The following is a 13,309-nucleotide window of genomic DNA, read 5'->3' as shown; positions in this document are numbered from 1 at the left end:
CGGGCTGCGACGGACGGCACGGCGTTGCGGGAGTTGATGAGTGGACCGGCACCTAGCCGGGTGCTGAAATGCGACGCCCGGCGCGAGGACGGGCCGCCGCGGGGCGGGGAGGGGAGGTCGAGCTAAGCCGCGACCGTCGCCGGCAGATGGCGGAACTGCACCGGCAGCTTGGCCGCGATCTCTGCCTCGGTGAGGTCGTCGAGCAGCTTCAGGACTGTGCCGCTCTGGCCGGCATAGACGAGTACGGTGCGGCGGTCGCGCATGGCCAGCGGCCAGCGCTCGCCGGCGTAGCCGCGATAATCGTCATGCGTGCTCGACCAGATGTGCTCGAGCTGCTCGTCGCGCGTCATCGCGCGCACGGGCCGTGACTCGCGCTCGATGATCGCCGCCTTCATGCGCTCCGGCGACAGCCGATCGGAAAGATCGCAATAGCCATGGAACCAGCGCCGCCTTCCGTCGATGGCAAGCGCGAAGAAGATGCTGGTGACGCTTCCGACCATAAATTCGCGCATCGCGAACATGTCGGCGCGCATCCACAGCGGCGGCAAGATTTCGAGCATAGAGTCATGCTCGGATTCCGCGATCTCGAACCACTCGCCGGCGAAGAGGTGCAAAGCCTCGCCCTCGGCCATGGCCGGATTGCCGCGATGGCGGTTGAACATACGGTGCATCTCGTGGCGCGTCGCGACGCCTTCGAAGACTTTGCGGATGGAGAGTGAGGTGTGCATGGGCGGCTCCTCTTAGCCTGGCCGGACTGACAGTGCGAGCGATCCGCCTGATCCCTTCGTCACTTCAGTCCTTCATCACACCTCCTCGCCGGCCGCATCGAAGGTCCGGCGGGTCAAGGGCCGCGGAACGCGGGCGAAGCTTCACCCTTGACGCGACGGCCGGTCATGCGGCAGCGCTCATTCCCATTTCATCTCTCCTTTCTCATCGTTTGATCTCCTCCTCCTGGCTCACCGGCTGCATCAGGGCCACACTCATGCGACGGCCTTGCCGCTGCGCCACCACGCAGCCTGCACGTCGCGTTTGCGGGCCGCATCAAGCGGATGCCGTCAGAGCCTTCAGATCCTCATTCCAATCGTCGGTGCGCGGCCGTGATCGCGTATACTCCGCACTCGTCTCCCCGGCGATGGCACGAACACGATCGGCATAGATGTCGCCCTGCCGATTGTTGTCGGTCGCGGCGACAAGGCGGACGTTGGCGCGCTTGGCCAGGTTGCGGATGGCATGATCCGTCGCCGGGGACCAGCCGCCCCCGGTGCTGACATAAAGGGTGTCAGGGCGCAGCCTCTCGATCGCGGCGAGGCTCAAGGCATCGATGGCCGCTTCGGTGATGCAGATCCGCTCGGAGCCAGCCGGCCCGAAGCGAAAGAGCTCCTTGGCGCCGCCCGTGGCGAAGCCGCGCCATTCCGGTCCACGCTCCTCCCACCCTGTGAGCGCTCCGGCAGAATCGCTATGAGCTGCCCATATGCTGCCTTGCGGGCCTTCTCGCAACCGATCGCAGGCGACCGCCTGCTTCACGATGCCGGCCGGCAGCCCGCGCTCACCGGCGAGATAGCTCCAGGCTCGCGACCCCGGGCGCGGCTTGGGGCGATGTCCCCACCGCTCTGCAATGGCTCCAGGAGCCCTCGGCGTTGCCGAGCGCTGCCACACAGGTGCACTGGGAACGAAGCCAACCACATCCGCAACGCGCTCACACGCTTCGACAAAACCCTCCGCGCCAAGGTGTTCGGCAAGCGAAAACACGTCTCCTTTCGCTGGCGACAAGGGATCGAACCAGCCGCGGCCTTGGTGAATGACAATGACGATGTTGCTCTCGCATCGATACTTGATCGCGCGTCGGGTGCTTTCCTTGACGTCGACCTTCCAGCCGTCCTTCTCCAGCAGGGCTGCGCAGCCAACCTTTTCGCGCAGCTCTTCAATTTCTCTCTTGTCCATTTGTCTGCACCGGAGTCGCGCAGGCGACATCCGGCCCCTTCATCTGTTGGTCTCACTTGTTCCTAGCCTTGCGGCACATCCCCGACCGGCCGCGAAGCCTGCCGAATGCAAGGGCGCGCTGACCAACCGTCAGTCGCCGCATCGTCGGCGCGGCGAAGCCTCCCTTGCAGCCGGCATGGCGCCAGCGGCAGCCGGTCACCCGGCTCAATGAGCCGGGCACCAGGGGTCGTATTCGTGGTTATGCTCACATCCGCATAAGCATGATTATGATCCGTTCGAGATTATGGAGAGCTGATGCCAGCCCGCCGCTCAATCGACAGAAACGCAGGGCGTCGTGGCCCGTCGTTTCTTCTTTGAACTGCACATAATTCTGAGCTTCAGATTGATCTCTCATCAACAGGGAGATCAAGAATGTCCGTGCCACTTAGACTTCAGCTCAAGGTCGAAGATCCCGGCAACGTTCTCTCGCCCATCATGGGCCTCTACACAGACTATCTCGCACGTGGTCGCTATTGTGCTGAGCGTCGCCGTCGATATACCGCCTCAGCTCTTCACTTCGGCAATTGGTTGCGCAGCGAGGGCGCTGGACCAGGCGACATCGACGAGACTCGGATCGGCCGCTTTCTCACCGACCACCTGACTACCTGCTTATGCGGACATCCAGTTCCGCGCGGCCTGATAGTCAACAGGGCGGCGCTTAACAACCTGCTCCGCGTGCTACGCGCGCACAACATTGTCGCGGCCCCAGCACTCGACGCGATCGAAATGGAGCTTCTCCGATTCGACGCCAAAATGAGCGATGTCTGGGGGCTGACGCAGGGCACACGAGATCATCGCCGCCGCATCATACGACGCCTGCTCCGGGAGCAGTTTGGCACAGGACCGATTGACCTCGGCGCGATCACACCCAATGCCGTTCGCACCTTCGTGCTTGGCGACGCCGACCGGAGCACCAGCACCATCCGTGTCATGGCTGGCGCAGTCCGTTGCTACCTTCGTTATCGTGCACTGGTGGGCGATGACGTTGCTCATCTCGGCAAAGCAGTACCGCGCCCGGCGTTCTGGCGGGATGCAGAACTCCCGGAAGCTCTGTCGGCAGCGGATATCGAGCGACTGTTCTCGGCGTTCGACAGGCCATGTCCGTCGCGACGACGGGGCTATGCCATCGTGCGTTGTCTGGCCGATCTCGGTTTACGTTCAAGTGAGGTCATTCGGCTGACCCTTGATGATATCGACTGGAAGGAAGGTATCGTAAAGGTATCCGCTGGGAAGGCTCGGCGGTCCGACATACTCCCGCTCTCGCCCGCGACCGGCGAAGCGCTCGTCGATTACATTCTCCATGAGCGGCCAGCGACCGCGCGGCGTGAAGTCTTCGTTCGTCATGTCGCCCCGCTGGGCGAGCCGGTTGGTAGGCGCGTGGTGCAGAAGACGGTCCATGCTGCCTACGCTCGGCTCGGCTGGGACAGGAGCCGGGTTCACATCCTACGTCACACGCTCGCAAGCCGATTGGTCAACTCCGGCGCGTCAATGAAACAGATCGCTGACGTTTTGCGGCACCGCAGCATCGTCACCTCCGCAACCTACGCGCGGGTTGACATCGCTCGATTATCGGCTGTCGCGTTGCCCTGGCCGGGAGCGGTCGCATGAGCGCTCCAGTCACAATGCTCGCGCGCGCCGAGGCATATCTCGCCGAGCGCCGCCGGCTCGGCTTCAAATTGGACCGGTCGGGTAGCCTCACGCTCGCCTTCGCCCGCTTTGCCGACGCAAGCGACCATGACGGTCCCCTCACATCTGCCATTGTGCTGCGCTGGGCGAAGGAGAAGGCGTTACATGCCGACCCGTTCACCTGGGCGCAGCGGCTCAACGTGCTCCGGCCATTCGCGCGGTATCTGGCCGAGGCCGAGCCGGCGACGGCGTTCCCGGCAGGCTCACCCTTCGGGCGTGCGAAGCGGCGCCTGGCGCCACACGTCTTCACACCGGCCGAGGTGGACGCGATCATCGCAGCCGCGCGGGCCCTTCCGCCCGTATTTGGCGCCGGCCCGGCCACGCTCCCGACGCTACTTGGCCTGCTTGCCGCGACGGGCCTCCGCATCTCCGAGGCGCTGAGACTTCGGTGCGGCGATCTCCACGAGGCTGGAACCCACGTCACGGTGAAGCACTCCAAGTTCGAGAGGGCACGCATAGTACCATTGCACCCGACCGCGACGGCAGCCTTAAGAGATTACCTCCGCATGCGGGCGAGGTTCGGCTCGACCGATCCCTCGGCGCCGTTCTTCCTCGACGAGCGCCGCGGCGAGGCCCTTGGCTATCGGACTGCGCGTCAAGCATGGCTTCGGCTGGCTCCGGGCCTCGGTATCGCGCCGCGCGGCGGCCATTCTTCCATCCGTATCCACGATCTGCGGCACACCTTTATCTGCCGCCGGCTGATGCTCTGGCAAGCCGATGGTGCGGATATCGACAACGCAATGTTGGCACTCTCGACTTACGTCGGCCACGTCAATCTCGGCGACACCTATTGGTACTTGCAGGCTGTGCCGGAGTTGATGGCGCTCGCCGGAAGCCGCTTCGAGGCGCTCGCGTCGCGGTTCGAGGAGGCTCACCATGAGTGATGTGACTCCCTCGTTCCCGATGCTCCTGCAGCGCTTCTTCGTCGATCATCTTCGTCAGCAGCGGTCAGTCAGTCCCAGCACGGTCGCAGCCTACCGCGACACGTTCAAACTGCTCCTCGCGTTCGCGGAGAAGGCGATCGGCAAAGCGCCGACCGACCTCGTCCTCGCTGACCTGAATGCAACGCTGATCCTCGCCTTCCTCGATCACCTCGAGCGCGAGCGGAAGAACAGCGTACGGAGCCGTAACGCGCGCCTGTCGGGGATTCGCTCGTTCCTCAAGTATGCGGCCCACGAAGATCTGACCGCACTTGCGGTCATTGAGCGCAGCCTTGCCGTCCCGCAGAAGCGTCATGACAAGGCCGTGCTCGGCTTTCTGTCCCGGACCGAAATGGATGCGATCATCGCGGCACCGGATTGCGCGACATGGGCCGGGCGGCGCGATCAGGCACTATTTACGCTCCTCTACAACACAGGTGCCAGAGTATCCGAAGCGATCAACCTGCGGATCAATGACGCGGTGCTGGACGTCTCGCCAGTCGTACACCTCCATGGCAAGGGGAGAAAGCGACGAAGCGTTCCACTCTGGAAGGCGACCGCCGCGACGCTCCGACAGTGGCTTCGTCATCTGCCGGACGCCGGCTCGCAGGGGTATCTGTTCCCGAGCAGCGCGGGCAGACGACTGTCACGTTCGAGCGTGACGCAGCGGCTCGCGCACGCCGTTGCGCAGACGGCGTGCCAGCTTCCTGCCCTTGCCGAACGAGCGGTCTCGCCCCACACGATCCGCCACACGACAGCGATGCACCTGCTGCAGTCGGGCGTGGATATTACCGTTATCGCATTGTGGCTCGGCCACGAGCATCCAAGCACGACACATATGTACATGGAGGCAGACCTCGCCATGAAGGGAGCGGCGTTGAGTCGGCTTCAACCGATCGCCACTGTGCCAGCACGTTATCGTCCACCGGATCAACTCATGGCCTTTCTGCAGTCACTGTGATTATGCGCAGCCCGGTCCCGGGCCGGGCTGCGCTCTCACAGCCTTCCTTACACCGAGCTGTCCATAATCTCGAACGGATCATAATCATGGACGATGGCGTCCTGATCGCCGTCGTATTCGCTGGAGACCATCACGCCGAATTCGTTTTCGGCCTGGAAAAGGACGACTGGCACCATCAGCGTGCGGGCGAGGTCGAAGGCGTGGTTCTGAGCGAGAGTGAGATTGTGCGACATTGAAAGGCTCCCGTCTTGCGGCGGGGACCATCCCCGCTCGACAGGCGCCGACGTGTTCGGGGGCGGCTGCGGTCACCTCACAGGCGAAGCCGAAGAGGTCGCACGCTTGCGTAGCGAACCCCTTGCGGGTTGATCGTGGAAGGCCGTACCAGAACCAAGGAAAGCCCATTCGAGAGCGGGGTTGGTCCTTCACCGAAAGCATGTGAGCCGAAATGCACATGGTTCCTCCCTCGGATACAGGGTCGGTCTGATTGACTGCGAGAACAGCCACCGTCCTTTTGTCCGGAGCGAAAGTAGATTTGCCCACGTGGCAGCTACTCCGCGACAATTTCCGCTTCCGTTTGATGTCCTCGAGGCCATAGGCATCGCTTGCATTTTGGGGTTCAGGTCCGACACGAATACGCGGGAGCTTCCGATCGATTCAGCAGCTGTCTTGTTCGGCGACTCGGGCTGTTCCGCGTCAGGGATGGCAGCCCGTGAGGGGGAAGACCCGCTCGCGGGGCTTCAGCGTAGCCCACAGCCCGGCCCGCAGGGCGACGCCCACCTTCTTCTCAGTCAGAGGCGTACAACAGCCGATATGTTTTCCAAGACCAGTCGCTGAGCACCCTCAATGGCTTTCATCACCGGTATTACACTTCTGAATCGAGAGGCCTGATCGATTCGATAAATTAATTGGACTGCGGTTTCGACAGTTGCGATTCTTACGCATGTCCGAACTCACGGTGCCATATCTCGTGCTCCAACGGTGTGATCCGGCCTGCAATATGGCCAGGTTCTATGTCCTCACGATCGAACCGACTCTGTTCGGTGATACGGCGTTGGTGCGCGAATGGGGGCGTCTTGGCCAACGCGGCCGCCGGCGGATGGATCTGTTTGCCGGGAGAGTCCAGGCCGTCGAAGCGCTCGAAACTTGGCTCGTCCGCAAAACACGCCGTGGCTATGTACCAAAGAGTCCCGCGCCCTAAGTGCAAGCGCCCAGTCTCCCAACCTGATCGAACGGTCGATCTTTGGGCGCATCTTACAGGCCGGATAGCTGTTTTGCGCACTACGGGAGCAATCCCTGCCGAAACGCGAGAGCCACGGCATGGGGTAGGGTTAAAGCGGCAAGATTTCGCCTGGCATTGTCTAGATGAAACTTCACGCCTCGCGGCGTAACATCAAGAAGCTCCGCAATATCCTGCATCGTCTTGCCATCAGAGATCCATGCGAGACACTGCCGCTCACGCTGAGTTAGCGGGCTGATGCTCCCGTCGTCTACCGAAGTCCGTCCGATCTTGGCACTCACATGTGCATGGTAGGTGAGACCCACCATTTCCAACATGTCTTGAGAGGTTTCGATGAAACGATCGAGGCCAAGGCTGCGGTCGTCCGCCGCCAAGGTGAACGCCGCGAACTGATTTTGGCTGGAGGGAATGCGAATGGTCAGGCCGGTCCTGATCTTGAAGCTGAGCGCGTCGTCAAACAGCCGGCGCTCTTTCGCCGATCGTGCACTTCGTGCGCCGCGTCCGTCCCAATGAATCATCCGACTTGACGTTCGCGGTTCCTGAAGAACGGGATCGATATTGTGATATCCTTCCCGAAAATAGTGGCTGGTCCAACTCTTCGGATAAGATGAGATCAGATTGGGACCACTCGCGCGTTGGCCAAGATAAGCGAACCAACGGAATCCCAATGCATGCGCTGTTCGTTCCGCGATACGCCGAAAATCATCTTCTGTATGAGCAGAGTGAAGACAATCGACAAACTCATCGCATGCTCGTTTGACATCTTTCATTGCGCCACTTCAGTCACTTATCCTATCCGTAAAAACGCGAGTCCCTCGACGATTCGCGCTGTGCGTGCATCGCGTCTATTGACACGTTGCGGCAGCTTTGCGGCAAGAACAATTCTAATCTTGCGTCCTGCTAGACTCGAAATCAGAATCGTTTGAGCGCCGCTCTCAGGCAGCAACGGCAAGCGCGACTGCAGAGAGAAGTGAAACAGCCTCTAACTGCGGCACTCAAAACAATGATTTTTTCTCTGCCTGCGGAGGAAGAGAGATTCCATTCTTGCCCTGTCGGATCTCTGCATCCTCATCTCTACGTTTTTCGAGACTGGGCGAGACGATCGCGCGCTGCGATAGTTGCTCGCGGCCCCAACACTCTTCGCGACGCCCTGTCAGAACTGACAGCGCAACGCTGTGACAACGACTGCTTTTCTTGATCTCGAAGCTGTGATTCGTAAGCTTGAGGTTAAGAATGAAAGTCATTGTCCGCACCCGTGCGGCACTCCTGCGCGATTTCGAACTGACGATGGGAATGCATCGTCTACGAGGGCGCGTGTTCAAGGAACGGCTCGACTGGGACGTCTCCGTCTCTGGCGGATTGGAAATCGATCAGTACGACACATACAGGCCGACTTACCTCTTGGCGCTCGAGCAGGGCGAGGTTGTCGGCTCTGTTCGCTTGCTGCCCACCACTGGGCCCAACATGCTCGCAGATACGTTCCCAGTGTTGCTGGATGGTCACGCGGCACCGAAAGCCGCGAGGATCTGGGAGAGCTCTCGCTTTTGCGTTGACACTAAAAACGTCGCAACGACAGCAGAGAATGGCCTGCGCGAAGCGACATTCCTGCTCTTTGCAGCAATGATTGAATGGGGTCAGCAGTGCGACCTTCAAGCCATCGCGACCGTCACTGATCTGCGTATGGAGCGCATCCTGCGCCGGGCCGGATGGCATCTCGACCGCCTCGGTACGCCTCGTCAAATCGGGGCGACCAAAGCCGTGGCCGGATTATTGCCGATCACCAATGTCGCTCTCGGCGCGATCCGAGCGGGCGGGAAGATTTCCGGACCTGTGATTCACGCGCCGTCAAGCCTGGTACTGGCGGCATAGCGTCGAACGTCTTCAGCTCCTGACAAGAAGGCTATCAGCAATGGATCCTGCTGCATTTGCGGCTCTGGTCGAACAGTGCGCTCCAACACCGGATCTGGTGCGACCGCTGACGGCGGTTGTGCGGCAGGCGAGTTCGTTCGAGCCGCTGCTCATCACAATTCAGGGGCGCAAATCGATTCCGATCCAGGCAAGCGATCGTGACGAAGCCATCCAGCTCGCGACCGAGGCCATCGCCACCGGCCAGCAGGTCCGGACTGGTCTTGCTCAACTTGATGCCGCGGAAACAAAGCAGGCCGGGCTGACGCCTGCCACGACCTTCGACGCGTGTCAGCATATCGCAGGCCTTGGCAGATTGTTTTACGCGCGACTACAAGCGGCCAGCATCAAAAGCCCAGACCGCGACCAGGCGATTGTCCGCGTCGTCGCAAGCTTTGGGACGAGGGCCTCCAGCCAAACGCCAGGGCCTAGAATCCAGCCGACCGCGTCCGCCGACACTGAGCGTTCCACCGGCGACGCATCGCCAATCAATCAACCTGAACCGTCGGTCCGCGAGCATCCTCGCTGGGACGTCTATCGCTCAGGACGGGGCGCATCTGCCTTCGTCTATGAATGATAGGGATCGCCGTTCTCCATCTGAACTCGATACGCGGTCCGGGCGGGGGTCCGGCTGCAATGCCAATCGGAGCCGTGCCATGACTTCTTCTCTTAAACACTCCGCCGCCCTGCTTTGCATGGGGGCAATTCTCAGCATCGGCTTGGTAGAGCCGGCGCTGGCGCAGACCGCGAACATCGAGGGCGTGCTGCAGAACATCGTCAACATGTTGACGGGCAACGTTGCGCGCCTGCTGGCGACGCTGGCGGTCATCATCGTCGGCATCGCCTGGATGTTTGGCTACCTCGATCTGCGCAAGGCCGCTTATGTCGTCCTCGGTGTCGCCATCACCTTCGGCGCCTCAGAGGTGGTTTCAACCTTGACCGGCGGTCATTGATGTTCGAGGCCGCGCATCTCACGGAGGACACCTTGTTCCTCGCCTGCACGCGTCCGGCCATGATTGCCGGGGTCACCATGGAAGCGATGGCGCTCAACGTGATGTTTTCCTGCATCCTGTTTCTGGTGGCCGGAAGCATCATCTACGGCCTAGTCGCGATTCCGATCCACGGACTTTGCCGCATCATCTGCCGGCACGACCCCAACATGTTCCGGATTCTACTGGCCTGGATCGAGACCCGAGGACGTGCGCGCAACGCCACGTTCTGGGGTGGATCATCCTGCGCGCCGCTCAAACTCATCAGGCGATATCGAACAAGGGACCTCGGCTATGCGTAACGCGGCGCTCAAAACCCGGGAGACGGAGCCCGACGTCTACCTGCCGTTCGGCCGGCACGTCACAGATACTGTGATCAGTCTTACAACTCGAGCCCTGATCACGGTGATCCGGATCGACGGGACCTCATTCGAGACTGCCGAGACCTCGGATCTGAACGATCTTCACGGCAAGCTGAATCTCACCTTGCGCAATGTCGCAGACCCGCGCCTCGCACTCTGGAGCCACCTGGTGCGCCGCCGGACGTCGGTCTATCCAGACGGCACCTTCCGATCGGCCTTTGCGGCGGGCCTCGACGCACAATATCGCGAACAGCTCCAGAAGGAGGCGCTGTTTCGCAACGATCTCTATCTGACACTGGTTTGTCATCCCGGGCGCGCGGCGACGGATACGGCGGCCGCGTTCTTCAGGCGGCTTGGCCGAAGCGCCGGGCACTCCGTCGAGATCGACAGCGAGGCCCTGAAGCGGCTTGACGATGCAACGCGAGATATCGTCGCGGCACTCGACCGTTACGGCGCCCGTGCGGTCGGATTGATGGAGCGCGACGGTATCACTTTCTCAGAACCGATGGAATTGCTCCATGCGCTCACCTCCGGGGAATGGATGCCGATGCCGTTGCCACAAGGACCGATCGGCCCCGCACTCTATTCAAATCGTGTTATCTTCGGCCGCGAAGCTCTGGAAATCCGCGGAGCCGGCGGGTCGCGGTTCGCCGGCATGTTCGGGCTCAAGGAATATCCGGCGTCCACGCGGCCTGGCTTATTGAACGCGCTGCTCTCAGCGCCTTTTGAGCTCATCGTCTCGCAATCGTTCGCTTTTTTGGCGAAAGCCGACGCCAAGACGGTCCTGACGCGCAAACAGAACCAGTTGGTCTCCGCTCAGGATCCGGCCGCCTCGCAGATCGACGAGCTCTCTGATGCGCTCGACGATCTCGAATCCAACCGATTCGTGCTCGGAGACCATCACCTCTCGCTGCTGGTCTACGCCGATACGCCTTCGCAGCTGCAGGATCACATGAGCGTAGCACGGCGCTCCCTAGCCGATGCGGGTGCCGTTGTCGCCCGGGAAGATCTTGGACTCGAAGCTGCCTATTGGGCGCAACTTCCTGGGCTATTCAAATACCGGGCACGCACAGGCGCGATCAACTCGCGGAATTTCGCGGCGTTCTCTCCGTTTCACACTTATCCCACCGGACAACCAGCGGGTAACTATTGGGGACCGGCAGTGGCGATGCTCAAGACGGCGTCCGGCTCGCCCTTCTATTTTTCCCTTCATCATGGCGACCTCGGCAACACCTTTATCTGCGGTCCCTCAGGGTCCGGCAAAACCGTCGTGCAGAATTTCCTGCTCTCGCAGGCCGAGCGGTTGGGTGCGTCCTACGTTTTCTTCGACAAGGACCGTGGCGCCGAGATCTTCGTACGCGCCGCCGGCGGCACCTATCTGACGCTCCACAACGGCATCCCGACCGGCTGCGCGCCGCTCAAGGCGCTGGAGCTGACACCAGCGAATCTTTCCTTCCTGGGCGAACTGGTCCGGAAACTCGTTACGCCGGAGGACCGCCCGCTGACGGTTGTCGAGGAGGAGCGCATCGATTCCGGATTGCGAGCACTCGGTCAACTGCGGCAGGCAGAACGCTCGTTCGGGACGCTGCGGGCGTTTCTCGGCCAACAAGACCGCGAGGGCATTGGTGCGCGGCTCGAGCGATGGTGCCGGGGCGCTCCTTTCGGCTGGGTGCTGGATGGCGATCGCGACGCCATCGGTCTCGACGCCCGGTTCATTGGTTTTGACATGACGGACCTGCTGGACCACCCCTCGGTTCGCACGCCGCTCATGATGTATCTGTTCCATCGCGTGGAGCGGCTGATCGACGGCCGGCGCCTGATCATCGACATTGACGAATTCTGGAAGGCGCTCGGAGACGAGGCGTTTGGCGATCTCGCCAACAACAAGCTGAAAACCATCCGCAAGCAGAACGGTGTCATGGTGTTCGGCACCCAGTCGCCACGGGACGCGCTGGCCTCGCCGATTGCGCACACCATCGTCGAACAATGCCCGACCCAGATTTTCCTGCCGAACGCGCGGGGTACGCGCTCGGACTATGTCGACGGCTTCCATCTGACCGACACGGAATTCCGCCTGATCAAGGAGGAGCTCGCCCCTGAAAGCCGCCGCTTCCTGGTCAAGCAAGGCCACAACTCGGTGGTGGCGGAACTCGATCTCGGCGGTTTCGATGATGCGCTCGCCGTCTTGTCGGGACGCACGGAAACAGTCGAGCTGCTCGACCGCATTCGCAAACAAGTCGGCGACGACCCCGCGCAATGGCTGCCAGTGTTTCACGCCGAGAGGAGGAAAGCCCAATGATGATCCAACGTATGCCTACGGTTCTCACCTCCCTGTCGGTCGTGACCCTCCTGATTGCCTCACCTGCACGGGCTGAGATCGTATTCGATCCAAGCGTTTTTGCGCGGCAATTCGAGCAGCTGACGGAGCTGAAGAAGCAGGTTGACACCCTGACGTCGCAGCTCAGGGTCGCACAGGATCAATTGAGCCAGGCCAAGCAGCTCTATGACAGCTTTAACAAGCGGACCAATGCCAACGACATTGGAGCGCTCCTGAACACGCCGGAGTTCCGGAAAGTTCTACCCCAACAGTTCTCCGACATCGAACGTCTGGTCGCGGGGCAGGGTGGCGGCAACTTCGCCGACGCCATCGACCATTATCTTTCGCAAAACCGCTTTTATGCCGGCAACAGCGGTAATTCGTACTACCAGAGCGAGCTCGACCGGATCGCTCGGCAGACCGGGGCGAAGCATTCCATGGGCCAGGCGGTATACGACACCGCCTCGCAGCGCATCGATGCACTTGAGGAGCTCAGAGCTCGCATCAGCTCGGCAACCGACGCCAAGGAGGTTCTCGATCTGTCAGCGCGCCTGCAGGCCGAACAGGCGCTGCTGCAGAACGACGTGCTCCGGATGCAGGGTCTGGCGATGATCCAGCAGGCTCGCGTGGACATGGATGGCCAGCGTGAACGAGAGAGACAGCGACAATTGGTCGATGAAATCAAGGCAGCCCTGCAATGAAATTGATGACTTCTATCCTACTGTTTCTCCCCGCAACAATCAGCCTCGCGGGCTGCAATGAGGCCGACACCAGTCATCCACCGAAAACAGTCGGTTGGTTTTTCGAACATCGCGACGAGCTTGCGGTGACTCTCAAGGCGTGCCGCGACAACCCGGGCGAACTCGCAAAGACGCCAAATTGCATCAACGCTAGTGAAGCACGCAACAAAGTCACCGTCCAAGAAATGAAAGACGCCCTGAAATAAGGACCG

Annotated in this window: 16 protein-coding genes; 11 read left to right on the top strand and 5 right to left on the bottom strand. The window is 61.3% G+C overall.

The genetic code is table 11. The annotated features are described in order from the left end of the window. Positions 1-122: 122 nt before the first annotated feature. Complete coding sequence (locus G8O24_RS33990) at positions 123-728, bottom strand: DUF1419 domain-containing protein (protein ID WP_188106891.1); 606 nt, start codon at positions 726-728, stop codon at positions 123-125. Between the two features lie 313 nt (positions 729-1,041). Then, positions 1,042-1,941 carry a DUF3991 and toprim domain-containing protein gene (locus G8O24_RS33985; protein WP_188106904.1) on the bottom strand — a complete coding sequence of 300 codons (900 nt, stop codon included), beginning with the start codon at positions 1,939-1,941 and terminating at the stop codon, positions 1,042-1,044. 411 nt (positions 1,942-2,352) lie between these two features. Between G8O24_RS33985 and G8O24_RS33980 the strand changes: the two genes are divergently transcribed. Genes G8O24_RS33980 through G8O24_RS33970 form a run of 3 tightly spaced genes read left to right on the top strand, consistent with a single transcriptional unit; the run spans position 2,353 to position 5,547 of the window. Further along, positions 2,353-3,588, top strand: coding sequence for a tyrosine-type recombinase/integrase (locus G8O24_RS33980; RefSeq protein WP_188106890.1), 1,236 nt, complete (start codon positions 2,353-2,355; stop codon positions 3,586-3,588). A 14-nt stretch (positions 3,589-3,602) separates the two neighbouring features. Further along, positions 3,603-4,550 carry a tyrosine-type recombinase/integrase gene (locus G8O24_RS33975; RefSeq protein WP_188106889.1) on the top strand — a complete coding sequence of 316 codons (948 nt, stop codon included), beginning with the start codon at positions 3,603-3,605 and terminating at the stop codon, positions 4,548-4,550. Next, positions 4,543-5,547 (top strand): tyrosine-type recombinase/integrase, encoded by a 1,005-nt coding sequence (locus tag G8O24_RS33970; protein ID WP_188106888.1) that lies wholly within the window; start codon positions 4,543-4,545, stop codon positions 5,545-5,547. Before G8O24_RS33975 ends, G8O24_RS33970 begins: the two co-directional genes overlap by 8 nt. Positions 5,548-5,594: 47 nt before the next feature. On the opposite strand, the gene G8O24_RS33965 is transcribed toward G8O24_RS33970, so the two are convergent. Next, the gene (locus tag G8O24_RS33965) at positions 5,595-5,780 is read right to left on the bottom strand and encodes a hypothetical protein (protein WP_188106887.1); all 186 of its coding nucleotides are present in this window, start codon (positions 5,778-5,780) and stop codon (positions 5,595-5,597) included. Between the two features lie 707 nt (positions 5,781-6,487). On the opposite strand from G8O24_RS33965, the gene G8O24_RS33960 reads away from it, so the two are divergent. Then, positions 6,488-6,745, top strand: coding sequence for a WGR domain-containing protein (locus G8O24_RS33960; protein WP_188106886.1), 258 nt, complete (start codon positions 6,488-6,490; stop codon positions 6,743-6,745). Between the two features lie 80 nt (positions 6,746-6,825). Here G8O24_RS33960 and G8O24_RS33955 read toward each other — a convergent pair whose 3' ends face one another. Both G8O24_RS33955 and G8O24_RS33950 read right to left on the bottom strand, forming a co-directional pair. Then, the gene (locus tag G8O24_RS33955; RefSeq protein ID WP_188106885.1) at positions 6,826-7,554 is read right to left on the bottom strand and encodes a helix-turn-helix transcriptional regulator; all 729 of its coding nucleotides are present in this window, start codon (positions 7,552-7,554) and stop codon (positions 6,826-6,828) included. A 225-nt stretch (positions 7,555-7,779) separates the two neighbouring features. Continuing rightward, on the bottom strand, positions 7,780-8,028 hold the full coding sequence (locus tag G8O24_RS33950; protein WP_188106884.1) for a hypothetical protein: 249 nt from the start codon (positions 8,026-8,028) through the stop codon (positions 7,780-7,782). Between G8O24_RS33950 and G8O24_RS33945 the strand changes: the two genes are divergently transcribed. From G8O24_RS33945 to G8O24_RS33915, 7 genes are all read left to right on the top strand, one after another. Next, entirely contained in the window at positions 8,018-8,653 is a 636-nt protein-coding gene (locus G8O24_RS33945; protein ID WP_188106883.1) for an acyl-homoserine-lactone synthase, read from the top strand. The genes G8O24_RS33950 and G8O24_RS33945 overlap by 11 nt on opposite strands. A gap of 40 nt (positions 8,654-8,693) precedes the next feature. After that, the gene (locus G8O24_RS33940; protein WP_188106882.1) at positions 8,694-9,266 is read left to right on the top strand and encodes a lysozyme family protein; all 573 of its coding nucleotides are present in this window, start codon (positions 8,694-8,696) and stop codon (positions 9,264-9,266) included. A gap of 79 nt (positions 9,267-9,345) precedes the next feature. Next, positions 9,346-9,642 (top strand): TrbC/VirB2 family protein, encoded by a 297-nt coding sequence (locus G8O24_RS33935; RefSeq protein ID WP_188106881.1) that lies wholly within the window; start codon positions 9,346-9,348, stop codon positions 9,640-9,642. Further along, on the top strand, positions 9,642-9,980 hold the full coding sequence (locus G8O24_RS33930) for a VirB3 family type IV secretion system protein (RefSeq protein WP_188106880.1): 339 nt from the start codon (positions 9,642-9,644) through the stop codon (positions 9,978-9,980). The genes G8O24_RS33935 and G8O24_RS33930 overlap by 1 nt, the downstream gene beginning before the upstream one ends. Then, positions 9,973-12,339, top strand: a complete 2,367-nt coding sequence (locus tag G8O24_RS33925) for a VirB4 family type IV secretion/conjugal transfer ATPase (protein WP_188106903.1) — start codon at positions 9,973-9,975, stop codon at positions 12,337-12,339. The genes G8O24_RS33930 and G8O24_RS33925 overlap by 8 nt, the downstream gene beginning before the upstream one ends. Further along, positions 12,336-13,058, top strand: coding sequence for a P-type DNA transfer protein VirB5 (gene virB5, locus G8O24_RS33920; RefSeq protein ID WP_188106879.1), 723 nt, complete (start codon positions 12,336-12,338; stop codon positions 13,056-13,058). The genes G8O24_RS33925 and virB5 overlap by 4 nt, the downstream gene beginning before the upstream one ends. Then, complete coding sequence (locus G8O24_RS33915) at positions 13,055-13,303, top strand: EexN family lipoprotein (protein WP_188106878.1); 249 nt, start codon at positions 13,055-13,057, stop codon at positions 13,301-13,303. The genes virB5 and G8O24_RS33915 overlap by 4 nt, the downstream gene beginning before the upstream one ends. Positions 13,304-13,309: the final 6 nt, after the last annotated feature.

The sequence above is a fragment of the Bradyrhizobium campsiandrae genome (assembly GCF_014529705.1).
Lineage (GTDB): Bacteria > Pseudomonadota > Alphaproteobacteria > Rhizobiales > Xanthobacteraceae > Bradyrhizobium > Bradyrhizobium campsiandrae.
Note: the sequence above shows the minus strand (reverse complement) of the source record. Positions and strands in the feature narration are given on the sequence as shown.

Excerpts from the sequence above, each read along its gene's own strand:
- G8O24_RS33990 (WP_188106891.1), bottom strand. The coding sequence starts at position 728 with ATGCACACCTCACTCTCCATCCGCAAAGTCTTCGAAGGCGTCGCGACG.
- G8O24_RS33985 (WP_188106904.1), bottom strand. The coding sequence starts at position 1,941 with ATGGACAAGAGAGAAATTGAAGAGCTGCGCGAAAAGGTTGGCTGCGCA.
- G8O24_RS33980 (WP_188106890.1), top strand. The coding sequence starts at position 2,353 with ATGTCCGTGCCACTTAGACTTCAGCTCAAGGTCGAAGATCCCGGCAAC.
- G8O24_RS33975 (WP_188106889.1), top strand. The coding sequence starts at position 3,603 with ATGCTCGCGCGCGCCGAGGCATATCTCGCCGAGCGCCGCCGGCTCGGC.
- G8O24_RS33970 (WP_188106888.1), top strand. The coding sequence starts at position 4,543 with ATGAGTGATGTGACTCCCTCGTTCCCGATGCTCCTGCAGCGCTTCTTC.
- G8O24_RS33965 (WP_188106887.1), bottom strand. The coding sequence starts at position 5,780 with ATGTCGCACAATCTCACTCTCGCTCAGAACCACGCCTTCGACCTCGCC.
- G8O24_RS33960 (WP_188106886.1), top strand. The coding sequence starts at position 6,488 with ATGTCCGAACTCACGGTGCCATATCTCGTGCTCCAACGGTGTGATCCG.
- G8O24_RS33955 (WP_188106885.1), bottom strand. The coding sequence starts at position 7,554 with ATGAAAGATGTCAAACGAGCATGCGATGAGTTTGTCGATTGTCTTCAC.
- G8O24_RS33945 (WP_188106883.1), top strand. The coding sequence starts at position 8,018 with ATGAAAGTCATTGTCCGCACCCGTGCGGCACTCCTGCGCGATTTCGAA.
- G8O24_RS33950 (WP_188106884.1), bottom strand. The coding sequence starts at position 8,028 with ATGACTTTCATTCTTAACCTCAAGCTTACGAATCACAGCTTCGAGATC.
- G8O24_RS33940 (WP_188106882.1), top strand. The coding sequence starts at position 8,694 with ATGGATCCTGCTGCATTTGCGGCTCTGGTCGAACAGTGCGCTCCAACA.
- G8O24_RS33935 (WP_188106881.1), top strand. The coding sequence starts at position 9,346 with ATGACTTCTTCTCTTAAACACTCCGCCGCCCTGCTTTGCATGGGGGCA.
- G8O24_RS33930 (WP_188106880.1), top strand. The coding sequence starts at position 9,642 with ATGTTCGAGGCCGCGCATCTCACGGAGGACACCTTGTTCCTCGCCTGC.
- G8O24_RS33925 (WP_188106903.1), top strand. The coding sequence starts at position 9,973 with ATGCGTAACGCGGCGCTCAAAACCCGGGAGACGGAGCCCGACGTCTAC.
- virB5 (WP_188106879.1), top strand. The coding sequence starts at position 12,336 with ATGATGATCCAACGTATGCCTACGGTTCTCACCTCCCTGTCGGTCGTG.
- G8O24_RS33915 (WP_188106878.1), top strand. The coding sequence starts at position 13,055 with ATGAAATTGATGACTTCTATCCTACTGTTTCTCCCCGCAACAATCAGC.